Source organism: Actinomadura violacea (assembly GCF_017573465.1).
In the GTDB taxonomy this organism is placed as follows: Bacteria; Actinomycetota; Actinomycetes; order Streptosporangiales; family Streptosporangiaceae; genus Spirillospora; species Spirillospora violacea.
The window spans coordinates 99,714-122,852 of sequence record NZ_JAGEPF010000014.1 but is presented as its reverse complement, the minus strand read 5'-3'; the positions used below and the strand labels follow the sequence as shown (position 1 = coordinate 122,852).

General features: G+C 74.1%; 22 protein-coding genes. 4 read left to right on the top strand and 18 right to left on the bottom strand.

Going from position 1 to position 23,139, the window contains the following annotated elements; translation table 11 throughout:
* Positions 1-32: 32 nt before the first annotated feature.
* The 3 genes from J4709_RS23100 to J4709_RS23090 are packed head-to-tail and all read right to left on the bottom strand — an operon-like array spanning position 33 to position 2,041.
* Complete coding sequence (locus J4709_RS23100; RefSeq protein WP_208243866.1) at positions 33-734, bottom strand: demethylmenaquinone methyltransferase; 702 nt, start codon at positions 732-734, stop codon at positions 33-35.
* A gap of 56 nt (positions 735-790) precedes the next feature.
* Positions 791-1,030 (bottom strand): DUF4229 domain-containing protein, encoded by a 240-nt coding sequence (locus tag J4709_RS23095; protein WP_208243865.1) that lies wholly within the window; start codon positions 1,028-1,030, stop codon positions 791-793.
* A gap of 45 nt (positions 1,031-1,075) precedes the next feature.
* On the bottom strand, positions 1,076-2,041 hold the full coding sequence (locus J4709_RS23090; protein ID WP_208243864.1) for a threonine ammonia-lyase: 966 nt from the start codon (positions 2,039-2,041) through the stop codon (positions 1,076-1,078).
* A gap of 291 nt (positions 2,042-2,332) precedes the next feature.
* On the opposite strand from J4709_RS23090, the gene J4709_RS23085 reads away from it, so the two are divergent.
* Entirely contained in the window at positions 2,333-2,536 is a 204-nt protein-coding gene (locus J4709_RS23085) for a BldC family transcriptional regulator (protein WP_151543245.1), read from the top strand.
* Between the two features lie 174 nt (positions 2,537-2,710).
* Here the strand turns inward: J4709_RS23085 and J4709_RS23080 are convergent, their stop codons facing one another.
* The 9 genes from J4709_RS23080 to J4709_RS23040 all read right to left on the bottom strand — a co-directional run bounded on the left by J4709_RS23080 (position 2,711) and on the right by J4709_RS23040 (position 11,953).
* Entirely contained in the window at positions 2,711-2,995 is a 285-nt protein-coding gene (locus J4709_RS23080) for a hypothetical protein (protein ID WP_208243863.1), read from the bottom strand.
* A 47-nt stretch (positions 2,996-3,042) separates the two neighbouring features.
* Positions 3,043-4,035: a hypothetical protein gene (locus J4709_RS23075; protein WP_208243862.1), complete on the bottom strand. Its 993-nt coding sequence runs from the start codon at positions 4,033-4,035 to the stop codon at positions 3,043-3,045.
* A 190-nt stretch (positions 4,036-4,225) separates the two neighbouring features.
* On the bottom strand, positions 4,226-5,212 hold the full coding sequence (gene ccsB / locus J4709_RS23070; RefSeq protein WP_208243861.1) for a c-type cytochrome biogenesis protein CcsB: 987 nt from the start codon (positions 5,210-5,212) through the stop codon (positions 4,226-4,228).
* Positions 5,213-5,216: 4 nt separating this feature from the next.
* Positions 5,217-7,034 carry a cytochrome c biogenesis protein ResB gene (gene resB, locus J4709_RS23065; protein ID WP_208243860.1) on the bottom strand — a complete coding sequence of 606 codons (1,818 nt, stop codon included), beginning with the start codon at positions 7,032-7,034 and terminating at the stop codon, positions 5,217-5,219.
* 27 nt (positions 7,035-7,061) lie between these two features.
* Entirely contained in the window at positions 7,062-7,802 is a 741-nt protein-coding gene (locus tag J4709_RS23060; RefSeq protein WP_208243859.1) for a cytochrome c biogenesis CcdA family protein, read from the bottom strand.
* Positions 7,803-7,812: 10 nt separating this feature from the next.
* Positions 7,813-8,403 (bottom strand): TlpA family protein disulfide reductase, encoded by a 591-nt coding sequence (locus tag J4709_RS23055; protein ID WP_208243858.1) that lies wholly within the window; start codon positions 8,401-8,403, stop codon positions 7,813-7,815.
* A 48-nt stretch (positions 8,404-8,451) separates the two neighbouring features.
* Positions 8,452-9,090 (bottom strand): histidine phosphatase family protein, encoded by a 639-nt coding sequence (locus J4709_RS23050; protein WP_208243857.1) that lies wholly within the window; start codon positions 9,088-9,090, stop codon positions 8,452-8,454.
* Between the two features lie 48 nt (positions 9,091-9,138).
* Positions 9,139-10,950, bottom strand: a complete 1,812-nt coding sequence (locus J4709_RS23045) for a serine/threonine-protein kinase (RefSeq protein WP_208243856.1) — start codon at positions 10,948-10,950, stop codon at positions 9,139-9,141.
* Between the two features lie 88 nt (positions 10,951-11,038).
* The gene (locus J4709_RS23040; protein ID WP_208243855.1) at positions 11,039-11,953 is read right to left on the bottom strand and encodes a LysR family transcriptional regulator; all 915 of its coding nucleotides are present in this window, start codon (positions 11,951-11,953) and stop codon (positions 11,039-11,041) included.
* Between the two features lie 73 nt (positions 11,954-12,026).
* On the opposite strand from J4709_RS23040, the gene J4709_RS23035 reads away from it, so the two are divergent.
* Both J4709_RS23035 and J4709_RS23030 read left to right on the top strand, forming a co-directional pair.
* The gene (locus J4709_RS23035; protein WP_208243854.1) at positions 12,027-12,956 is read left to right on the top strand and encodes an EamA family transporter; all 930 of its coding nucleotides are present in this window, start codon (positions 12,027-12,029) and stop codon (positions 12,954-12,956) included.
* Between the two features lie 20 nt (positions 12,957-12,976).
* On the top strand, positions 12,977-13,855 hold the full coding sequence (locus J4709_RS23030; protein WP_208243853.1) for a dihydrodipicolinate synthase family protein: 879 nt from the start codon (positions 12,977-12,979) through the stop codon (positions 13,853-13,855).
* 72 nt (positions 13,856-13,927) lie between these two features.
* Here the strand turns inward: J4709_RS23030 and hemL are convergent, their stop codons facing one another.
* Entirely contained in the window at positions 13,928-15,220 is a 1,293-nt protein-coding gene (hemL, locus tag J4709_RS23025; protein ID WP_208243852.1) for a glutamate-1-semialdehyde 2,1-aminomutase, read from the bottom strand.
* A gap of 136 nt (positions 15,221-15,356) precedes the next feature.
* On the opposite strand from hemL, the gene J4709_RS23020 reads away from it, so the two are divergent.
* Positions 15,357-17,054, top strand: coding sequence for a serine/threonine-protein kinase (locus J4709_RS23020; protein ID WP_208243851.1), 1,698 nt, complete (start codon positions 15,357-15,359; stop codon positions 17,052-17,054).
* A 16-nt stretch (positions 17,055-17,070) separates the two neighbouring features.
* Here J4709_RS23020 and J4709_RS23015 read toward each other — a convergent pair whose 3' ends face one another.
* From J4709_RS23015 to J4709_RS22995, 5 genes are all read right to left on the bottom strand, one after another.
* On the bottom strand, positions 17,071-17,709 hold the full coding sequence (locus tag J4709_RS23015) for a bifunctional DNA primase/polymerase (RefSeq protein ID WP_208243850.1): 639 nt from the start codon (positions 17,707-17,709) through the stop codon (positions 17,071-17,073).
* A gap of 142 nt (positions 17,710-17,851) precedes the next feature.
* A complete protein-coding gene (gene hemB, locus J4709_RS23010; protein WP_208243849.1) occupies positions 17,852-18,835 on the bottom strand; it encodes a porphobilinogen synthase in 984 nt (327 codons plus the stop codon).
* Between the two features lie 50 nt (positions 18,836-18,885).
* Positions 18,886-20,526, bottom strand: coding sequence for a bifunctional uroporphyrinogen-III C-methyltransferase/uroporphyrinogen-III synthase (locus tag J4709_RS23005; protein ID WP_269757376.1), 1,641 nt, complete (start codon positions 20,524-20,526; stop codon positions 18,886-18,888).
* Positions 20,523-21,392, bottom strand: a complete 870-nt coding sequence (gene hemC, locus J4709_RS23000) for a hydroxymethylbilane synthase (RefSeq protein ID WP_232383949.1) — start codon at positions 21,390-21,392, stop codon at positions 20,523-20,525. Before hemC ends, J4709_RS23005 begins: the two co-directional genes overlap by 4 nt.
* Before the next feature lie 118 nt (positions 21,393-21,510).
* The gene (locus J4709_RS22995) at positions 21,511-23,127 is read right to left on the bottom strand and encodes a glutamyl-tRNA reductase (protein WP_208243847.1); all 1,617 of its coding nucleotides are present in this window, start codon (positions 23,125-23,127) and stop codon (positions 21,511-21,513) included.
* Between the last annotated feature and the right edge of the window lie 12 nt (positions 23,128-23,139).

Below are 23,139 nucleotides of genomic sequence, written 5' to 3'. Positions count from 1 at the left end.
TTGGACCGGTCCCAGAACCCGCCGGCGGCCGATCAGCCGGGGTTGATCGCATGATGCATCGCCGCGACCCCGAAGGTGAGGTCGCGCCAGCGCACGTCGGTCCAGCCCGCGTCCTGCACGAGCCGCGCCAGCCCGGCCTGGTCGGGCCAGGCGAGCGTCGACTCGGCGAGGTAGCGGTAGGAGTCGGGATTGGAGCTGACCCGCGCCAGCAGCGGCAGCCCGTACTTCAGGTGCGCCTTGTGCCCGACCGCCAGCAGCGCGTTCGGCGGATGGCTGACCTCGCAGACCAGCAGCCGCCCGCCGGGCTTGGCGACGCGCCGCAGCTCGCGCAGCGCCCGGACGGTGTCGGCGACGTTGCGCAGCCCAAAGGAGATCGTCACGGCGTCGAAGGAGCCGTCGGCGAATGGCAGCCGCAGCGCGTCGCCGGCCGCGAAGCTCAGCCGCGGCACGCCCGCCTGCCGGCGCACCCCCACCCGGAGCATGCCGAGGGAGAAGTCGCAGGCGACGGTCTGCGCGCCCGCCTCCGCGAACGGCACCGAGGACGTCCCGGTCCCGGCCGCGAGGTCGAGGATCCGCTCACCCGGCCGCGCGTCGACCGCCCGGACGACCTCCCGCCGCCAGCGCCGGTCCTGCCCGCCCGTCATCAGCGTGTTCATCAGGTCGTACCGCTCTGCGGTGCCGTCGAACATCGCCGCGACGTCGGCGGGCTTCTTATCCAAGGAGGCGCGGGTCATGGGGCCAGCCTATTGCCCGCCCCGCACGCCCCATCGACGCGCCCGTGCGCTACGGGCTACGCGTCCTCGCGGGTCTTCGAGCGCTGGAACCTGTCGCGCTGCGCGCTCAGGCCGGTGGTCACCGCGGCCGACATCCGGTCGCGCTGGGCCGACAGCAGGACGAAGCTGATGATGCCGCTGATCAGCAGCGACAGCAGCAGGAGCAGGAACCCGCGGGCCCCGAACAGCGCGAGCACACCGACCGTCGCCGCGAAGATCGCCAGCCGGCCTGAGGTGTAAAGCAGTACGGAACGCATGACCCTTCGAGGGTACCCCCGGTCCCGAGCGGTCTCGCAGCGGCCCTACCGCAGGACGTCCAGGAAGAGGGCGGGGTCGACGTTGCCGCCGGACAGGACGGAGACATAGGTGCGGCCGGGCGGGAGCTCGTCGCGGTGGTGGAGGTAGGCGGCGGTGGCGACGGCGCCGGAGGGCTCGGCGACGAGCCGGGCCTCGCGGGCCAGGCGGCGCATGGTGCGGCGGATCTCGTCGTCGGTGACGGTGACCATGCCGTCGACGTACTCCCGCATGTGCGCGAACGGCAGGTCGCCGACGCGCTGGACGCGCAGGCCGTCGGCGATGGTGCGGCCGGTCTTCTCGGCGTCCCAGGTGACGGGGCGTCCCGCGCGCATCGAGTCGCGGGCGTCGGCGGCGAGCTCGGGCTCGACGCCGATCACCTTCGCCGCGGGGCGCAGCGCCTTCACGGCGGTGGCGACGCCGGCGATCAGGCCGCCGCCGCTGACCGGGACGAGCACGACGTCCACGTCCGGGCGGTCCTGGACGATCTCCAGCCCGGTGGTGCCCTGGCCGGCGATGACGCGGGCGTCGTCGTAGGGCGGGACGAGCGTGAAGCCGTGCGCGGCGGCGAGCTTGGCCGCGGTCTCCTCGCGGGCCTCGGCGTTCGGCTCGACGTAGACGATCTCGGCGCCGAGCGCGATGCAGGCGTCGACCTTCACGCCGGGGGTGGTGTGCGGCATGACCAGGACGGCGGGGATGCCGAGCGCGCGGGCGGTGTAGGCGACGGCCTGGGCGTGGTTGCCGCTGGAGTGCGTGACGACGCCGCGCTCGCGCTGCTCCGCGGGGAGCCCGGAGATGGTGGCGTAGGCGCCGCGCAGCTTGAACGCTCCGATCGGCTGCAGGGACTCGGCCTTCACCAGCAGCGTCGCCTCGTCGCCGGCGCCGGGGAAGGGGACGAGCGGCGTGCGCACGGTGACGCCGGCGAGGCGTTCGGCGGCGCTCTCGATCTCCGGCAGCGAAACAAGATCGGACATGGTCACGAGGGTATGGGGTGGTCCGCACGGGACGTCAACGCGGGCGCGGCGGCACGCCCGCCGCATCGCGCCGGGGGGCTGTCAGGGGCGGGTCACCGGCGTGACTCGGCAGGTCAAGTGTGGTGCGAGAGGCCCCGGTGGTGCAGGTGGCGAGCACCGACCGTCATCCCCGCTGCTCGGCGAACTACGGAGCGTGATCTTTTCCGAAAACAAGGGAGAAATCGGTCTTGACCCGCCACACTGTTAAACAGTCCACCCGCGCCGAGAGCGGGACAAAGGGGGAGAGAAAACGTGGAGAGCACGAGCGAGCGCCTGCTGACCCCAGGGGAAGTCGCCGCCCTCTTCCGGGTCGATCCGAAGACGGTCACCCGGTGGGCCGCGGCCGGCCGGATCAGCAGCATCCGGACTCCCGGCGGGCACCGCCGCTTCCGGGAGTCCGAGGTCCACGCGCTGCTGCGCGGGGAAGAGCCGGTCGCCGAGCACTCGGTCCACTGATCCGGGTGAAGCGCCCCCGGGTCCCTGCCGGGGTGCCCTGAGCCCGGCGAAGCCTCGGAACCGCCCGGACCGCCCGCCCCCGCGCGGCCGGTCCACCAGCCCGGGCGGCCACCGGGGCCCGCCCGAAGACCCGGCCCGCCGAGAAGACCCGGCACGGCCACCGCGCCGGCACGGCTACTCCTCCGCCTCGGCGTCCCGCCACTCCTCGAACCTGCGCGCCAGCTCGGCGTCCTCGTCCCGCCAGCGCCGCCGCCTGTCCTCCAGCTCCTGCTCGGTCAGCGACTGGCCGAGCAGCCGGTCGTAGCCGGGATCACCGGGGCCGATCTCCACGTAGGCGTCGGCGATGATCCGCCCGCCCCGCTCCCGCCCCGCCCCGTCGTGACCCGCGTCGTCGCCCTGCTCGGCGAGGACGCTGTGCGGCACCCGGAGCGTGCCGTCGGGGAGCCGGATCACGTACATCGTCGATCACCTTCGGAGTCCATCGCCTTCGCCGGCACCGGGCTGTCCTAGATGCCGTATCTGCGGTTGAAGAAGAGCATGACTTCCAGTGCCGTCCTGATGTTGCCGGCGAGCATATCGACCAGCGCGGGCCGCTGCCGCGACGAGATCGCGGCGAACGCGTCGGCGAAGAACTCGCGCCGGCCGAGCGCGTCGGGCTGCCTGTGGAAGTCGCTGGCCAGGTGCGGGCGGCACAGCTCGTACAGCTCCCGGAAGGCGGGGCTGTCGGAGGTCCAGCCGCCGGACTCGCCGTCGATGTCGTCGAGCGCGTGCCCGACCTCGTGCAGCATCACGTCCGGGGTCGGCGACGGCCGGTCCCCCACGATGATCTTGCGGTCGCCGTAGGCGCCGGCGCAGATGTCCCAGGTGGCGCGGCCGGACGGCAGCGGCCGGTCGCGCAGGTGGCCCATGTCGTCGAGCTGCGGGACGCCGCCGGGCCCGACGTAGATGCCGTCGAGGCCGCCCGCGAGCCTCTCCTTGAGCGGTTCCGGCAGCGACGCGAGGCTGTCGACGGCCCGGATCACCTCGGGCGTCGGCGGGCCCTGCCGCGCGTCCCACTGCCGGTGCAGCACGCTCTCCAGCACGCCGCAGTGCCGCCGCCCGTCGGACGCGTGCGGCATGCCCGGCGGGTACGGCTCGACGCGCAGCGCGTCGTCGAGCTCGAAGTCGCTCCACGCGTAGTCGCCGGCGCGGGGGCGGCCCGCGCCGCGCCGCCCGTACCGGCCGGCGGGCGCCTCGGCGGCGTCCGGGCGGTCGGCGCCGGGGGCGAGCGCGAAGTCGTCGTCGCGGCCGGCCTTGCGGAACCGGCCGAACCGGTCGCGGGGCTGGTTGCTGCGCGGCCGGACGTGCCCGGGCTCCGGGCGCCGCCCCGAGTCCGGCGGCGACGGCGCGTACCGGGCGTCGTCACCGCGGACCGCGCCGTCCCCGCGGACCGCGCCGCCCCGGGGCGCCTCCCGATTCCTGAGCTCCCGGGGCTTGCGGTGGATGCCTTTGAAGCGCATCGGGCTCCTCTGTCAGCGGGGCCCGCGGAGTCGCCGAGCGAGAGGGCCCCCCGAGGCAGGGTAAGCCGTGACCCGACACGGCGTCATCCCCGCGAGTCACCACGAATCGGACGGGCGCGAAAGGCGAGGACCGCGGCGCCCCGCGCGCTGCGGCGGCCGCGGTCCTCGGTGACCTGCTCGGGGAGGACGCTCAGGCGTAGGAGTGCATGCCCGAGAACATGTAGTTGACGCCGAAGAAGTTGAACAGCAGGCAGCCGAAGCCGATCAGCGACAGGATCGCCGCCTTGCGGCCCTTCCAGCCGGCCGTCGCGCGCGCGTGCAGGTAGGCGGCGTAGACGATCCAGGTGACGAAGGACCAGACCTCCTTGGGGTCCCAGCCCCAGTAGCGGCCCCACGCCTGGTCGGCCCAGATGGCGCCCATGATGATGGCGGCCGTCCAGATCGGGAACGCGAACGTCGTCACGCGCATCGACAGCCGGTCCAGGTCCGCGGCGGACGGGACGCGGGACAGGAACCCCGAGCCCGCGCCGGCCTCGCTCGCCTCGGCGCGCGACTTCAGCAGGTACAGGATGGTCGCGGCGCCCGCGACCGTGAACGAGCCGGTCGCGATGATCGCGGCGGTGACGTGGATCGCGATCCAGTACGAGTTCAGCGCCGGGCTGACCGGGCCCGCCGAGTCGTACAGCCAGATGTTGTCGACGCCGAGCGCGACGACCACGGCGGCCATCACGAACGCGCCGAGGAACTGCGCCTTGTACCGCAGCGCCACGACCATGAACGCGGTCACGGCGGCGAACGACAGGGCCGTCATGAACTCGTACATGTTGCCCCACGGCCAGCGGTGCTCCGCCAGCCCGCGGGTGACCAGGATGCCGAGGTGCGACGCCCAGCCGAGCACGTTCAGCACGATCGCCAGCCGCGCCCAGTCGACCCGCTGGCGCTCCGGTTCGGCGTCGTCGGCGGCGGCCGCGGCGCCCTCGGCCGGGGGCTCCTCGACGGCCTCCGCGCCCGCCGCGCCGACGAGCACCTTGGCCTCGGCGCGCTCCGCGGCGGCGACCGCCGCGGCGCGGCGGCCGAAGCCGAGGTCGGCCGCGTAGGCGACCAGCGCGACGATGTACAGGACCACGGTGGTCAGCATGAGCTTGTCGCTCAGGTTCGCGAGGTCGGCGTTGCTCACCTCGTCACTCCTTCGGTTCGGTTGCCGACCCGGAACCCCGATCGGCGCCGGGTTCCGCTTCGGACCCGTTCGTTTCTGGCTCGGACCCGTCCTGCTCCGGCTCGGTGCCGTCGTGCTCGGGCTCGGCGCCGTCCTTCTGCGCGGCACCGTTCTTCTCCGGTTCGGTGCCGTCGTGCTCGGGCTCGGCGCCGGCCTCGCCGTCCGGGCCGGCCTCGCCCCGCGAGGCGTCGTCGCCTTCCGGGGCGTCCGGTCCGCGCAGCGCGGTCACGATGTCGTCGAACTCCGAGGTCGGGTTCCCGAGCGTGAGGCCGCCGACCTCCACCACCGTACGCCCGCCCTTCCCGGCGCTCGCACGGACCCACACCCTGCGCCGCCGGACGAGGAACGAGGTCGCCACGCCCAGCACCGCCAGCACCGCCGCGATCAGCGCGGGGATGCGTCCGGGGTCGTGGTTCACCGACATCGTCACGTACTCGGACATGCCGTCGAAGGTGATCGAGCCCGCGTTGCCCGGCAGCTTGAAGGTCTCGCCCGGCTCCAGCAGCTTCTCCCCGCCCTTGATCGGCTGGAGCTTCTTGCCGATGCCCTCAAGCTTGTAGACCGACTGCGGGGTGCCGGAGTCCAGGCCGAGGTCGCCCTTGAACGAGGACAGGGTGATGACGGGCCGCAGCGCGCCGGGGAACGCCGACACGATCTGCTTGCCGTCCTCGCTGGCGACGGCCGTCGGCCACAGGATCCCGTAGAAGGCGAGCTGGTCGGGCTCGGCGTCCGGGACCTTGATGACGCCCTCGGACGTCAGGTTGCGGGGCTCCATCGCCAGGAACGGGACGGTGTCCTGGAAGGCGACGTTCCCCTTGGCGTCCTTCACGGTGAACTTCGGCGCGTAGCCGTGGCCGAGCAGGTACACCTTCGTGCCGCCGACCTTCAGCGGATGGTTGATCCGCAGGTCGTACTTCTCGTCCTTGCCGGACGGCTTGTCCCGGTAGTGGACCCAGGCGTCGAACGAGGTCGCCTGCCCGCGCTTGTCGCCCTGCATCTCGTACTTCGCCTTGAAGTCGTCAAGGCCGATGGTGAACGGCGCGAGGTCGTCGTCGTCGAACAGCCGCCCGGGGGTGAAGTCGTCGTACTGGCCGAGCGAGTTCGCGAACGTCTTGCCCTCGGTGAGCAGCACGCTCCCGCGGTAGCCGAACATGTTGCCGGCGCCGAGCGCGAAGAGCAGCCCGAGCAGCGCCAGGTGGAAGACGAGGTTGCCGGTCTCCCCCAGGTAGCCCTTCTCCGCCGCGGCCGAGCCGTCCGACACGTCCACGCGGAAGCGGCGTCCGCGCAGCACCTTGCGCGCCTCGGCGAGGACGTCCTCGGGCGCGGCGTCGGTCTCGTACGACACCGACTGCGGCAGCCGCCCGAGGTTGCGCGGCGCGGCCGGCGGGCGGGCCCGCATCGACTGGTAGTGCTTGACGGCGCGCGGGACGACGCAGCCCGCCAGCGACACGAACAGCAGGATGTAGATCGCCGCGAACCAGGGCGCCGCGAACACGTCGAACAGCGAGAGCTTGTCGAAGAACGGGCCGAGCGTCTTGTGGTCGGACAGGTACGCCGCGACCTTCTCCGGCGCCTGCCCCCGCTGCGGCAGCGCGGACCCCGGCACCGCGCCGAGCGCCACCAGGAACAGCAGGATCAGCGCCGTGCGCATGGTGGTGAGCTGCCGCCAGCCCCACCGCAGCCAGCCCAGCGGGCCGATGCCCCTGGGCCGCGGCACCTCCTCGGGGGCCTGCCGCGCGGCGGGCGCCTCGGTACCGGTCTCGATGTCCTTGATGTCGCTCATATCAATGCCTCTGCCGATCCGTCTGCATCACAGAACCGGCTCGAAGCCGCTGATCCACGACTTCAGCTCGATGTTCAGTTCCCCCCACAGGCCGCTCACCAGCAGCACCCCGATGAGGACGAGCATCCCCCCGCCGATCCGCATGACGAGGGGGTAGTGCCGTTTCACCGCCCCGAACGCGCCGAGCGCGCGGCGGTAGGCGACGGCCGTCACCACGAACGGGACGCCGAGCCCGACACAGTACGCCAGGGAGAGCAGCGCGCCGCGGGTGGCGCTCGCCTCGCTGATCGCCAGCGACTGGACGGCGCCGAGCGTCGGCCCGATGCAGGGCGTCCAGCCGAGCGCGAACAGGGCGCCGAGCAGCGGCGCCCCGGCCAGGCCCGCCGACGGCAGCCGGCCCGACTTCATCGTCCGCTGCAGCCCCGGGATCAGGCCCATGAACGCGAGCCCGAAGACGATCGTGACGATGCCGAGCACCCGGGTGATCTGGTCCTGGTACTCCAGCAGCCAGCGGCCGAGCCCGCCGAAGGCGACGCCGTAGCTGACGAACACCACGGTGAAGCCCGCGACGAACAGCAGCACGCCGGACAGCAGCCGGCCGCGGCGCTGCTCGGCGAGGTCCGCGCCCGTCATGCCCGTCACGTACGACAGGTAGCCGGGGACGAGCGGCAGCACGCACGGGGACAGGAACGACACGAGCCCGGCGAGCGCCGCCAGCGGCGCCGCCGCCACCAGCGACCCGCTCGTCACGGTCTCGTCGACGTTCACTGCGCGGCGCTCACTTCTCCGCGAGCACCTTCGCCACCAGCGGGTTCAGCTTGGAGTAGGTGGTGGCGCCGATGATGCGCGCCGCGACCTTCCCCTGCCGGTCCAGGACGAGGCTGCTGGGGATGGCGCTCGGCGGCACCTCGCGGAACGCGAGCGTGACCTGGCCGTCGCCGTCGAACAGGCTCGGGTAGGTGACCTTGAACTTGCGCTCGAAGGCCTTGGCGTTGTCCTTGGCGTCCTTGAAGTTGACGCCGAGGAACTCCACGCCCTTCGCCTTGTTCTCGGTGTAGACCTGCTCCAGCGACGGCGCTTCGCCGCGGCAGGGCGCGCACCACGACGCCCAGAAGTTGACGACCGCGACCTTGCCCTTGAGGGAGTCGAGCCGGAACGACCGCCCGTCGAGGGTCTGGCCGGTGACCTCTTGGAGGCTCTTGCGCTTGGCCGCCTGGTACTGCGTGACGTTGCCGTCGCCGGCGATGAAGCGGTTGTCGTTGCCGTCCGGGCCGCTCTTGGCGGAACCGGTTCCCGCGCAGCCCGCCAGCAGCCCGCAAAGCGCGACGGCGGCTGCCGCCGCGCGCGCGTGGGAGATTCGGGGGCTCAACGGACCCTCCTACTACTACAGGACGTAGTACACAACTTAGCGGTGCGGTCAGGCACCCGCGACACTGGGGCCCTTGGCGATCCCCTCGGCGGGCTCGTGGTAGCCGACCTCCACGAGCCGGCTGCCCTCGAAGGTGAGGCTGGTCACGCTCGCCAGCGAGCACTCGCGCCGGTTCGGGTGGTGCCAGAGCCGGCGGTGCTCGGCGTGCAGCCGCAGGATCCAGATCGGCAGCTGGTGGCTGACGCACACCGCCTCGTGCCCGCGCGCCGCCTCCCGCGCCCGGATCACGGCCGCGCGCATCCGCGCCGCGAGGTCCTTGTACGGCTCGCCCCATGACGGGCGGAACGGGTTCACCAGGTGGCGCCAGTGCTCGGGGCGGCGCAGCGACCCCGGCCCCACCCCGAAGGTCATCCCCTCGAAGTGGTTCTCCGCCTCGATCAGCCGGTCGTCCACCGTCACGGGCAGGTCGAACGAGTCGGCCAGCGGCGCGGCCGTCTCCAGCGCCCGCTGCATCGGGGAGGCGAACAGCGCGGTGACGTCCCGGTCGGCGAACCACTTCGCGGCGGCCTTGGCCATGAGGACGCCGTCCTCGCTCAGCCGGTAGCCGGGCAGCCGCCCGTACAGGACGCCTTCGGGATTGTGCACCTCACCGTGCCGCAGCAGGTGAACGATCGTCTTGTCAGTCATGGCCCGATCAGGCTACCCGCGCCGCCCGTCCGTCCCGTCCACCGCCCGTCAGCGGGCGGCGGCCCGCACGTAGGCGGTGATCCGCGCGGCGACCCGGTCGAGGTCGGGCTTGGCGATCTTCGTACCGCTCGTCGCCTGGACGAACCAGTAGGTGAGCGCGGCATCGCACATGTCGGCCCGCGCGGCGGGCGCCAGGCAGGTGACGGGCGACGGCAGCCCGTTGGAGCCCATCGTGACCAGGGTCACCATCATGTAGGGCGACGGCGGCGGCAGCTCCTGCGGCTGGTCGGTCGCCAGCGCGAGGCGCAGCGCGGGATCCCCCGTCGGGACGTCCTGCCGCTCGTGGACGCCGGACGTGCAGGGGCCGAAGTCCCGCTTCGCCTTCGCGGCCTCCGGGGAGCCCGGGAAGTACCTGCAGACCTGGTCGGCGATGTTGCCGACGGAGCCCTGCCAGTTCTGCGAGATCTGGAGGGTCTTCGAGTCGCCGACCGTGGTGTATCCGGCGTTCGCGCCCACCGATCCGGAGCACCCCGTCGCGGCCGGGCCGACCAGGTACCGGCCCTGGCCGAGGCCGTAGACGGCCGCGTCCTTCGGCAGCTTCACCTGCTCGGGGAGGCGGACCTGCGCGGCACCGGGCGGCGGCGTCGTCTTGCCGCCGTCGATCCCGGTGGTGGGGCAGCCGCGGACGGACGCGACGGCGGCGACGGGCCGGGTGATCGTCGGTCTCGGCCGCGGCGCCGGGTCGTCCTTGGTGAACTGCTGGACGGCGACGGCTCCCGCGCCGACGACCACGGCGGTCCCGGCGGCGGCCGTGGCGATGCCGCCGGCGCTGCCGAAGAACGCCTTGATCGCGCTCGTCCCGGCGATCTTCCCGGCGACGTGGCCCGCGGCGCCGTGGCCGACGGCCTGGCCCGCGGCCTGCGCGGCGCCCTGCGCGGCGGCGGACCCGGCGGCCGACCCGGCCGCGGACGCGGCGGACGCGGCGCCCGGGACGAGCCACGCGGCCAGCGGGAACAGCGCGGCGAGCGCGACGGCGGACGCGGCGAGGGCGCGGACGCCGCGCGACTCCCAGTCCGGCCCGTACGCCGCGAGGGCGGTCCGCTCCAGCTCGTCGACGAACGCGGCGGCGCTCGGCGGCCGGTCGGCGGGGTCCTTCGCCATGCCCCGCGCGACCAGCGCGCGGAGCGGTTCGGGAACGTTCCCGACCGGCACGGGGCCGGTGGTGTGGGCCAGCCGCAGCTCGGCGCGGCCGCCGGCGAACGGCCGGTGCCCGCTGACGCACTCGACGAACACGCAGGTCGCGGCGTACACGTCGGTCGCGGGCGTGGCGGTGTGCCGGTCCCACTGCTCGGGCGCCATGTAGAAGGGGGTGCCGGCGCCGCCCGCCTCCTGCCCTGCGGGGGCCGCGATGCCGAAGTCGACGAGCCGGCTCCGGCCGTCCGCCGGGACGACGACGTTGGCGGGCTTGTAGTCGCGGTGCACGACGCCGAGGGCGTGGGCGGCGGCGAGGCCCAGCAGCGAGCCCTTCAGCACCGACAGCGACGCCTCGGGGCCGAGCGCCCCCCGCCGGCCGAGGAGCTCCTTGAGGGACACCCCGTCGACGGCCTCCATGATGATCGCGGCGCCGTCGGGGCCCTCGACGAGCTGGAACAGGCGCGCGACGTGCGGGCTCCCGGCCTGCCCCAGCATCCGGGCCTCGTGCCGGAGCCGCTCGCGGTCGGCCTCACTCGCGGACGCGTTCAGGTACTTGATCGCGACGGGGGTGCCGGACGGCTCGTGCCGGGCCAGCACGACGCGTCCCTGGGCGCCCGCGCCCAGCTCGCGCACCTCGGTGTACCCGTCGACCCGCCAGCCGCCCATCGCGTCCTCCTACCAAGATCGCGAAGAACGTACCGAATCGGACGCCGTGCGGCGAACCGGCCGGGAACTCCCGTCCTGGCGGGGACGGTCAGGCGGCGCGCTGCACGGTGCCGGGGACGCCGGTGCGCAGCGCCGTCACGGCGGCGCGGATCGCGGGCCGGCGCGCGGCCTCCTCCCGCCACACCGTGTACACGCGGCGGGTCAGCGGCTCGGCCAGCGGGACGACCGCGACGTCCGGCGGCACGTCGCAGCGGCCGAGGCGGGGCAGGATCGCGTTGCCGAGCCCGGCGGCGACGAGCGCGAGCTGCGTCGCGAACTCGTAGGCCATGTGCTCGATGCGGGGCTCGCTGTCGATGGCGCGCAGGGTGCGCAGCAGCCAGTCGCAGCAGATGCTGTCGGGCACGGAGCTGATCCACGGGTCGCCGGCCAGCTCCTTCAGGTCGACGCTGGCGCGCCCCGCCAGCGGGTGGTCCGCGGGCAGCGCGACGTCGGCGACGTCGTGGCAGATGGTGCCCTTGTGCAGGCCCTCGGGGAGCGGCAGCGGCTCGTTGTTCCAGTCCTGCACGACGGCCATGTCGAGGTCGCCGCGCAGCACCAGCGGCATGCTGTGCAGCGGGTCCTCCTCGCGGACCAGGACGTGCAGGTCGGGGTGCTCGGCGCGGAGCAGCCGCAGCGCCTGCGGCATCAGCCCGCGGACGGCGGTGGGGAACGCGGCGAGGGTCAGCTGCCCGACGACCGAGCCGCGGTGCGCCTCCAGGTCGGCCTGGGCCTGCTCGACGAGGGAGAGGATCTTCTCGGCGTGCCCGACCAGCAGCTCGGCGGCGTCGGTGAGCCGCACGCCGCGGCCGTTGCGCTCGAGCAGCTTCTGGCCGGTCTCGCGCTCCAGCTTGGCGAGCTGCTGGGAGACGGCGGAGGTGGTGACGTGCAGCACGTCGGCGGCGGCGCTGACCGAGCCGTAGGTGGCGACGGAGTGCAGGGCGCGCAGCCGTTCGAGATCGAGCATGTAGCAATTCTAAAACGAGAAGTCGACAGATTCTAGCTTGTCCTAAAACAAAGCGGCGGGCGACGATCGGGGGATGAGACCGCGCCACGTCCTGCTGGCCACGCTGATCGCCGCGATCTGGGGGTTCAACTTCGTCCCGATCAAGGTGGCGCTGGAGGACTTCCCGCCGCTGCTGCTCGCCGCGCTGCGGTTCACCGCCGCGGCGCTGCCCGCGGTGTTCTTCGTCCGCCGCCCGCCGGTCGCGGTCCGCTGGCTGTGGCTCGTCGGGATCCCGCTGGGCGTCGGCCAGTTCGCGCTGCTGTTCATCGGCATGCGCCTCGGCATGCCGGCCGGGCTGTCGTCGGTGGTGCTCCAGGTCCAGGCGATCTTCACCGCGCTGTTCGCCGGGGTGCTGCTGCGCGAGCGGCTCGGCGCCCGGCAGATCGCCGGGATGGCCGTCGCGTTCGCCGGCGTCGCGCTGCTCGGCGTCGCGCAGGCCGAGGGCGGCAGCCCGGTCGGCGCGTTCCTGCTGTGCATCGGCGGCGCGGCGAGCTGGGGCCTGGCGAACGTCGCGATGCGGCGGATGAACCAGACCGCGGCCGAGCCCGTCGACGCGTTCGGGTTCATGGTGTGGATGTCGCTGGTCCCGCCCGTCCCGCTGTTCGCCCTCTCGCTGATCTTCGAGGGGCCGGGGGCGGTGCCGGACGCGGCACGGCACCTGTCCGTCGCCGGGGTGGCCTCGCTGGCGTTCATCGCCTACGTCTCCACGCTCGTCGGGTTCGGCGTGTGGGGCTGGCTGATGCGCCGCTACGAGGCCGGCACCGTCGCCATGTACTCGCTGCTCGTCCCGCCGTTCGGGCTGCTGTCGGCCGCGCTGGTCCTCGGCGAGCGCGTGGACGGGACGCGCCTCGCCGGGGCGGCGCTCATCATCTGCGGCGTCGCGGCGGGCAGCGTGCGGCTGCGGTCCCGCGCGTCCCGCACGCCCATCCAGGTGGCTCCGGCGGAGCCCGTCCAGACGAGGTGAGGTTCTTGGAAGGGACCGGCATGCACGGAATCCACGCGGCGATCGTGACCCCGTTCACCCGCTCCGGCGAGGTGGACGCCAAGTCCCTCGAACGGCTCGCCGTCCACTGCCTGGAGCAGGGCCTGGACGGGCTGGTCGCGCTCGGCACCACCGGCGAGGCCGCCCTCCTGACCGCCGACGAGCGGCGGACGGTCCTTCGGGTGTGCCGCGCCGTCACCGAGGAGAGCGGGGCGCTGCTGATCGCCGGCGCCGGGACGATGGGCACCGAGGACTCCGTCCGGCAGGCCCGCGATCACGCCCCTTACGCGGACGCGCTGCTCGTCGTCGTGCCGTACTACCTGCGCCCGTCCGACGAGGGCGTCATCGGCCACTTCGCGGCGGTCGGCGCCGCCGTGGACGTCCCGCTCGTCGCCTACAACGTCCCGTACCGGACGGGGAAGCAACTCTCCGCCGGCGCGCTCGCCAAGATCATGGCGCTGGACTGCGTCGCCGGGATGAAGCACTGCGCGGACGGCATCGACGCCGGGACGCTCGACCTGCTGGCGGCCGAACACGGGCCCGGGAAGTCGGTCCTGTGCGGCGACGACGCCTACATCTACCCGATGCTGCGGCTCGGCGCGGCCGGAGGCGTCGCCGCGAGCGCGTGCCTCGCGCCGTCCGCCTACGCGACGATGCTCGACGCGACCTGGCACGGTGAGGCCGCGGATGCCCTGGCGATGCACAACGCGCTGCTGCCGCTCGCGCGGGCGCTGTTCGCCGAGCCGTCCCCGTCCGTGCTGAAGGCCTGCCTGGCCGAGATCGGCCTGATCGACGACCCCGCGGTGCGCGCCCCGCTGCACGCGCCGGGCCCCGCCTCGGTCGCCGAGGCCATGCGCGCCTTCCACGCCCTCACCGTCTGAACACGTTCACTTGCGGCGTGTCGTCCTTAAAAGGTGTCCCTTAAGGACGACACGCCGCAACTCGACGAGGGGTCAGGAGGCTTCGGCGGCGGCGCGGGCGGCGTGCGGCAGGGCGTCGAGGATGCGGCCGATCGCCTCGTCGTCGTGCGCGGCCGACAGGAACCACACCTCGTACGCCGACGGCGGCAGGTAGACGCCGCGGTCCAGCGCCGCGTGGAAGAACGCCGCGTACGCCTTGACGTTCTGGCGCTGCGCCGCGGCGAAGTCGCCGACCGCGCCGTCGGTGAAGAAGATCGAGAACAGGTTGCCGGCGTTCTGCAGCGAGTGCGGGACGCCCTCCTTCACCAGCGCCTCCGACGCCGCCTTCGACACGATCCCGGCGGCCCGGTCGATCGCCGCGTACACCTCGCCGGTCGCGCCGCGCAGCGTCGCCAGCCCGGCGGCCGTCGCGAGCGGGTTCCCCGACAGGGTGCCCGCCTGGTAGACGGGCCCGGCGGGCGCGAGCCGGTCCATGACCTCGGCGCGGCCGCCGAACGCCGCGGCGGGCAGCCCGCCGCCCATCACCTTCCCGAACGTCACCAGGTCCGCCGCGACGCCCTCGACGCCGAACCAGCCGGACCGCGAGGCCCGGAAGCCGGTCAGCACCTCGTCCAGCACCAGCAGCGCCCCGTAGCGCTCACACAGCCGCTTCAGCAGCGCGTTGAAGCCGTTCAGCGGCGGGACCACGCCCATGTTGCACGGCACCGCCTCCGCGATCACGCACGCGATCTCGTGGCCGTGCTCGTCGAACGCCGTCTCCACCGCGGCGACGTCGTTGTACGGCAGCACGATCGTGTCCGCGGTCGTCGCGCCCGTCACGCCCGGGGTGTCGGGCAGCGCGAACGTCGCCACCCCCGACCCCGCCGCCGCCAGCAGCGAGTCGACGTGCCCGTGGTAGCAGCCCGCGAACTTCACGATCTTCGAGCGGGAGGTGAAGCCGCGCGCCAGCCGGATCGCCGACATCGTCGCCTCGGTCCCCGAGTTGACCAGCCGGACCTTCTCCACCGGCGCCCGCGCGACGATCTCCTCGGCCAGCTCGACCTCGCCGGGCGTCGGCGCCCCGTAGGAGGTGCCGCGGCCCGCCGCATCCCGCACCGCCGCCACCACCTCCGGGTGCGCGTGCCCGAGGATCATCGGGCCCCACGAGCAGATCAGGTCGACGTAATCGTTGCCGTCCGCGTCGGTCAGGTACGGGCCGCGCGCCGACGCGATGAACCGCGGCGTGCCGCCGACCGCCCCGAAGGCGCGGACCGGCGAGTTCACGCCGCCGGGGACGAGCCCCTCGGCGCGCTCGAACAACTGCTGGGAGCGATCGGTTCCAGTCACGTTTCCAGTCTCTCAGTTGCAGTTCGGCGACTGCGCTTGACCTCGCCGGGTACGGGCCGATATTCCACCAAGTACGACATCGGCGCCCGAACGGGAGGCGCCCGTTATCTTCACCGGCGTCCGCCGTAGCGGAGGGATGGCTTTCAACGTGGCTGACGGCTGGACGGTCCCGGGCTTCACCCATGAGCGGGAACTGGGGGACGGCGCCGCGGGCCGGGTGGTGCTGGCTGTCGACGACATGACCAGCACCAAGGTCGCGATCAGGTACCTCGCCGGCGCGCTGCGCGCCGACGAGGCTTTCATGGCGCGCTTCCGCGCGTCCTCTCGCACGCTGTCCCAGCTGGAGGACCCGAACGTCGCCGACCTCTACGACTTCATCGAGGCACCGGACGGCGCCGCGGTCGTCATGCAGTACGTCGACGGCGTCGCGCTGCGCCGGGTGCTGGCCGCGCAGGGCCCCACCGGCCCGCTCGCGGCCCTGTCGATGCTCGGCGGGACGCTGCTCGGGCTCGCCGCCGCGCACGGCCTCGACGTCGTGCACGGCGCCGTCCGGCCGTCGGCGGTCCTCATCGACGGCGACGGCAACGCGAGCCTCACCGACTTCGGCACCGCCGCGGCGGGCACCGAGGCGCAGCTCGCCCCCGCCTACGCCGCGCCGGAGCTGTGGGACGGCGCGGCCGCGACCGTGGCGACCGACCTGTACGCGGCCGCCGCGGTCTTCTTCGAGTGCCTCACCGGCCACCCGCCCTTCGCCGGGCGGAACATGGCCCGGCTGCACCGCGAGGCGGCGATCCCGGTCGAGGAGGTCCCCGGACCGCTGCGCGAGCTGATCGGGCAGGGCCTCGCCAAGGACCCGGAGCAGCGCCCGAAGACCGCCGCCGACTTCCTCGGCGCCCTCGAGGAGGCGGCCGTGTCGGCGTACGGGCCGTCGTGGGAGGCGCAGGGCCGCGGCCGGCTCACCGAGCTGGCCGCGCAGGCCGCGCAGCAGCCGGAACCGCCGAAGGCCAAGCCGTCCCGCAGCAGCGGCCGGCACCAGGTCATCGCCACCGGCGAGGGGCCCCCGCGCGCGTCCCGCGGCCGCCGGCTCGTGGGCAGCGTCGCCGCGCTCGCCGTCGTCGCCGCGATCGCGGGCGGCGTCGTCTACCTGAACTCCGACGACGGCGACGCGACGCCGCCGACCCCGTCGCCCGCGCAGAGCAGCACGCCGCAGCCGTCCCTGCCGCCCGGCGGGATCGCGCCCGCGCCGCTCGCCGCGCGCATCACGCAGGCCACCGGCCAGGCGCCCGGCGCCCGGTTCAGCTACCGCCGCACCGGCTGCTGCGGCGCGCCCGCCGCCGCGCAGGGCAGCTTCGACCTGGTCCAGGGCGCGGAACCGTCGTACTCGATGACGATGTCGGGGTCCGGCAAGGTCCGCAAGCGGGCGCAGGCCGTGGTCGTCGGCGACCGGGTGTTCCTGCGGGCCGGCAAGAAGTGGCGGCCCGCCGCCGCCGGCGGGCGCGGCTACCCGGCGCTGGCCGAGCAGGTGCGGCGCGGCAGCTCGGTGTCCGCGGTGACGACGCTGCTGAACGCGGCGGCGTCGCTCAGCGAGTCCGGCGGGATCTACAAGGGCGAGGCGCCCGTCGCCAAGCTCGCGCAGGCACCCGGCTCGGGCGCGCTGTACGCGGAGATGGCGGGCGCCACCGGCGTCCAGGAGATCAGCTTCGCGCTGAAGCTGGACGGCTCCGGGCGTCCGGCGAAGCTGTGGCTGCGGGCCGGGCCGGCGAAGGGCCGCAACCAGATCATCACGACGTCCTACTCCGGCTGGGGCCGCAAGGCGATCAAGGCGCCGCGCTGAGCCCCGGCCGGGACGGTCACTCGCAGCTGTCGGCGAGGACCTCCAGGAGCAGCAGCGGGTCCGGCAGCGGCGCGCCCGCCGGCGGCCGCAGCCACCCCGCCTCCCGGCCGGACGCCAGCACCGACGGGGGCGCCACCACGTAGCTGTCGCGGCAGTGCCAGCGCATGCCGGGCGTCTCGGCCACGGTCTCCGGCGAGGTGTCGAGGTGGCACGACCACCACTCGTCCTCGTCGGCGGGGGCGCCGCGGGTCGCGACGAAGAACAGGTGCCGCTCGTCCCCGAGGTTCGCGACCGGCCCGACCGGCAGGTCCTCGCGGGCGATCCGGTCCAGCGCGGCGGCGCCCGCGGCGGCCGGGACGTCGAACACGTCGAACACCCGCCCGGTCGGCAGGATGATGTTGGCCTCCGGGCGCTGCGACCACCAGCGCCGGATCCGGTCCGGGTCGGCCGACGCCTGGTGCGCCCACGCCGCCGACACCGGATGCGCCGCCGGGTCGGGGCAGCCCATCCGGTCGCACGAGCACGACCGGTCGCCGGCGGCGGGCGGATGCGCGCCCGGAAAGCAGGGCCAGCCCATCGCGGCGTACTCCAGGGCGGCCGAGGCCATCCGGTCGCGTGCCGCCCGCTGCCGCCTGTTCCCCGAGACCGCCAGCATCTCCGCCCCCCAATACCCAAGGTCGAACGTGGGTTCTTGATAGACGATGATGCCCGTGCCCCCGCACGTCAGACACGGCGGCCCTACCAAAACGACCCTAAGTAACTACCCGCCCATGATCATTGGAGCTTTTCCCCGGGGGTCAGCGGAGCTTCTTGGCGACCTCGGTGGCCCAGTAGGTGATGGCGATGTCGGCGCCGGCGCGGCGGATCGACACCAGCGACTCCATGATGGTGCTGTCGCGGTCGATCCAGCCCTTCTCGGCGGCGGCCTCGATCATCGCGTACTCGCCGCTGACCTGGTAGGCGACGACCGGGACGTCCACTGCGTCGCGAACGCGGCGGACGATGTCGAGGTAGGCGCCCGCGGGCTTCACCATCACCATGTCGGCGCCCTCGTCGAGGTCGAGGAAGACCTCGCGGAGCGACTCGTCGGCGTTGGCCGGGTCCTGCTGGTGGGTGGACCTGTCACCGAACTGGGGGGCGCACTCGGCGGCGTCGCGGAACGGGCCGAAGTAGGCGGAGGCGTACTTCACCGAGTAGCCCATGATCGCGATGTCGGTGTAGCCGGCGTTGTCGAGGGCCTCGCGGATCACGCCGACCTGGCCGTCCATCATCCCGGACGGCCCGACCACCTGCGCGCCGGCGGCTGCCTGCGCCACGGCGATGGAGGCGTAGCGCTCCAGCGTCGCGTCGTTGTCGATCTCGCCGGAGGGGGTGACGATGCCGCAGTGCCCATGGTCGGTGTACTCGTCCAGGCACAGGTCCGTCATGACGACGGCGGCGTCGCCGAGGTCGGACGCGAGGTCGCGCAGCGCCAGCTGGACGATCCCGGCGGGGTCGTCGGCGGCGGAGCCGGTGCCGTCCTTCACCGCGGGGATCCCGAACAGGATGATCCCGCCGACGCCGGCCTCGGCGGCCTCGTGCGCGGCCTTGCGCAGGCTGTCGCGGGTGTGCTGCACGACGCCCGGCATCGAGGCGACCGGCTGCGGCTCGGAGATGCCCTCCTTGACGAACATCGGCAGCACCAGGTCGGCGGGCGCGAGCCGGGTCTCGGCGACCATCCGGCGCAGTGCGGGCGTGCGGCGCAGCCGCCGCGGCCGGGCGACGGGGAACTGAGCAGACATGATCCTTCTTTCCCGGTGCCCGGCCGCGCCGGGCACCGGCGAGCAGGCTTCTACTTGCGGCGCCGGGCTCCCCGGCGCATCTGGCTGGGCTTGCGCAGCGGGTCGCCGGCCTCGGCCTGGGCCGCCCGCCGCTTGGCACCGTACTCCGCGAGCGCCTCCGCGAGCGCCGATACCGACGGTCTGTCCGCCATCACGTCGACGCGCAGGCCGTACTCCTCGGCGGTCTTGGCGGTCTGCGGGCCGATCACCGCGATCACCGTCACGTTGTGCGGCTTGCCGGCGATGCCGATCAGGTTCTTCACCGTGGACGACGAGGTGAACAGCACCGCGTCGAACCCGCCGCCCTTGATCGCCTCGCGGATCGGGGCGGGCGGCGGCGCGGCCCGGACCGTCCGGTAGGCGGTGACGTCCTCGCACTCCCAGCCGAGCTCGGTGAGCTTGGCGATGAGGGTGTCGGTGGCGATGTCGGCGCGCGGCAGCAGCACCCGGTTGATCGGGTCGAGGTCCTCGTCGTAGGGCGGCCACACCTCGGCGAGGCCCTCGCTGGACTGCTGCCCGGACGGGGTCAGGTCGGGGTGGATGCCGAACTCGACGAGCGCGGCGGCGGTCTGCTCGCCGACGGCGGCGACCTTCAGGCCGGCGAACGCGCGGGCGTCCAGGCCGTAGGCGACGAACTTCTCCCGGACGGCCTTGACCGCGTTGGTGGAGGTGAAGACCACCCACTCGTAGCGCCCGGTGACCAGGCCCTTGACGGCGCGGTCCATCTGCTGCGGGGTGCGCGGCGGCTCGACGGAGATCGTCGGGACCTCGTCGGGGACGGCGCCGTACCCGCGGAGCTGGTCCGACAGCGACGCGGCCTGCTCCTTGGTGCGCGGCACCAGGACGCGCCAGCCGAACAGCGCCTTGGTCTCGAACCAGGACAGCTTGTCGCGCCAGGAGACCACGTCCCCCACGATGATCATCGCGGGGGCCTCCATGCCCTTGGTGTCGGAGGCGAGCTTCTGCAGGGTGGAGACGACGGTCTCCTGCTCGGTGGTGGTGCCGAGGCTGGTCATCGCGGCGGGCGTCGAGTCGGGGCGGCCGGCCGCGACCAGGCCCTTGGCGACCTCCGCGACGGCGCCCTCGGCGCCGAACACGACGAGCGTCGCGTCCGACCCGGCGAACTGCTCCCAGTCCACGCCGCCGCCCGAGGCGTCGACGAACCGGAACTCGCGGTGCTCGGGGTCGGTCAGCGGGATGCCCGCGTACCCGGGCACACCGGTCACCGCGGACACGCCGGGGACGACCTCGAACGGCACCCCGGCCTTGTGCAGCGCGGCGCCCTCGACGGCCAGCCCGCACACGACGCCGGGGTCGCCCTGGAACAGCCGCACGACGCGGCGGCCCGCCTTGGCGGCGCGCGACGCGAGCTTCACCGGGTCGCCGTCGGCGACGTCGAGGATCTCCACGTCCGCGCGGCAGTGCGCGAGCACGTCCGCGGGGCACTGCGCGCGGTTCACCACGACGGTGTCGGCGCGCTCCAGCTCGGCGGCGGCGCGCAGCGTCAGCAGGCCCGGGTCGCCCGGGCCCATGCCGACGATCGCGACCGTGCCGGGGTCGGTGGTCCGGCTCGGCCTTCCGGCCGTGGTCGATCCGGCGGCGCCCGGGTCGGCCGCCCCCGGGCGGGCGGGGCTCTGGCTAGCGGGGCTCAATCGCGCTCCCCCATCAACTGGTCGGCCCCCTGCGCGAGCAGCCGGTGCGCGAGGTCGCGCCCCAGCTGCTCCGCGTCGTCCGGGTGGCCGCTTGCGGACATCCTGATCTGCCGGCCGCCGTCGATCGCGGCGACGGCGGCGGTCAGATGCAGTTCTTCTTCTACTTCGGCAGCGTATGTTCCCACGGGCGCGGAGCAGCCGCCCTCCAGGACGGCCAGGACCGTCCGCTCCGCGGTGACGCACGCCCTGGTCATCGGGTCGTCGACCGTTCCAAGCAGCGCGCGGAGGTCGTCCCGGTCGGCACGGCATTCGAGCGCGAGCGACCCCTGCCCGGGCGCCGGCAGCATCTGGTCGGGGTCGAAGACCTCGGCGACCGCGTCCAGCCGGCCGATCCGGCGCAGCCCCGCGTGCGCGAGCACCACCGCGTCCAGCTCCCCGTCGGCGACCTTGCGCAGCCGGGTGTCGGCGTTGCCGCGGATCGCCACGACGTCCAGGTCCGGGCGCAGCGCGCGCAGCTGCGCGACGCGGCGCGGCGACCCGGTGCCGACGCGGGCGCCGCGCGGCAGGTCGGCCAGCTTGCACGGGCCGCACAGGGCGTCGCGCGGATCGTCGCGGGCCGGGGTCGCGGCGAGCGCGATCCCGTCCGCGGGCCCGGTCGGCAGGTCCTTCAGCGAGTGCACGGCGAAGTCCACCTCACCGGCCAGCAGCCTGTCGCGCAGCGCGTTGACGAAGACACCCGTCCCGCCGATCTGGGCGAGCAGCGCCTTGGAGACATCACCTTCGGTCGTTACCCCGACCAGCTGCACGGCATGCCCGGTGGCCTCGGTCAATGCGTCCGCGACCAGCTGCGACTGCGTCGTCGCCATCAGGCTCTTGCGGGTGCCGAGCCGCAGCGGGCCCCTGTCCGCGGTACTCAATGCGCTGCTCCACTCACTGCCCTGCTCCGACCGTAGGGCGGGCGGCCCGCCGCGCGGCCCCCCGCGTTCACGACTGTTCTCCTTCGCCGCGCGGCGCGCCGCCGCGGGCGCTGACCGCCCGGACGCTCGCGGCCTGCGCGTTCACGGTGCCCGCGTCGACGGCACCGGCGGCGCCTGCGTCCGCGGGCGCGGCGCTCACGCAGTCGGCGTCCGCGCACTCCGCCCGCGACACCCGGGCGACCCGCGCGGCCTGCGCCGCGTCCGCGACCCGCGCTCCGCCGGGCTCGCCGGCGGCACGGGTCCCTTCCACCGTACGTGCGGAACCGCTCCAGGGGGCCGAGGCGCTCCCGGGCGCCGGCTCGGCCGGTTCCGTCTCGGCGCTCATGTCGGCGCGGGCGACCGCCACCGGCGCCTTCGGGTCCAGGTCGAAGAGCCGGCGCAGCGCGTCGGCGTAGGAGTCGCCGCCCGGCGCCGCCGCGAGCTCCTTCACCCGGACGGTCGGCGCGTGCAGCAGCTTGTCGGCGACCCGCCGGACGGTCTGCTGGATCTCCCGCGCGGCGCGCTCGTCCAGCTCGGGCAGCCGGCCCGCGAGCCGGGCCAGCTCCGACTCCACGACCGCGGCGGCCTTGGTGCGCAGCGCGACCACGGTCGGCGCGACGGCGGCGGCGCGGGCCGCGCTGAGGAACGCCTCGACCTCGTCGCGGACGATCCGCCGGACCGCCTCGACCGCCTCCGGGCCGATCGCCCGCGCGGCCTCCTGCGCGGTGCGCAGCTCGTCCAGCCCGGCGAGCCGCACCCCGGGCAGCGCGCCGACGGCCGGGTCCACGTCGTGCGGGAGGGCGAGGTCCAGGAAGAAGCGGTCGCGGCCGTCGGCGCCGACGCCCTGCGCGGCCACCTGCGGCGCCGTCAGCACCAGGCCGGTCGCGCCGGTGCACGACACGACGAGGTCGGCGTCGGCGATCGCCGCGTCCAGGTCGGCCAGCTCGACCGCCCGCGACGGCACCTCCAGCGACTCCGCCAGCCGGACGGCGTTGGCGTGCGTGCGGTTGGCGACCACGACCTCGCGGGCCCCGGCGCGGCTCAGCGTCGCGGCCGCGAGCGAGCTCATCGACCCGGCGCCGACCACCAGCGCCCGGACCCCGGCCAGCGGGCCGAGGTGCCCGGCGGCGACCTCCAGGCCGACGCTGACCAGCGACGCGCCCGCCTGGTCGATGCCGGTCTCGGCGTGCGCGCGCTTGCCGACCCGCAGCGCCTGCTGCAGCACGTCGTGCAGGTCGCGGCCGAGGGTGCCCTCGTCCTGGGCGAGCCGGAACGCCGTCCGCAGCTGGCCGAGGATCTGGCCCTCGCCGACGACCATCGACTCCAGCCCGCACGCCACCGCGAACACGTGCTGGACGGCCCGCTCCTCGTAGTGCACGTACAGGTGCCGCGACAGCTCCTCCAGCGGCACGCCGGAGTGCAGCGCCAGCAGCTCGGAGATCGCCGAGACGCCGCCGTGGAACTTGTCGACCACCGCGTAGATCTCGACGCGGTTGCACGTCGACACGATCGCCGTCTCGGCGACGTTCGCGGACTCGTGCACCGCGTGCAGCAGCTTCGCCAGGTCGTCCCCGGTGACCGCCGTCCGCTCCAGCACCGGCACGGGCGCGCTCCGGTGACTCAGCCCCACCACCAACACGCTCATGCGCTGGCCTCG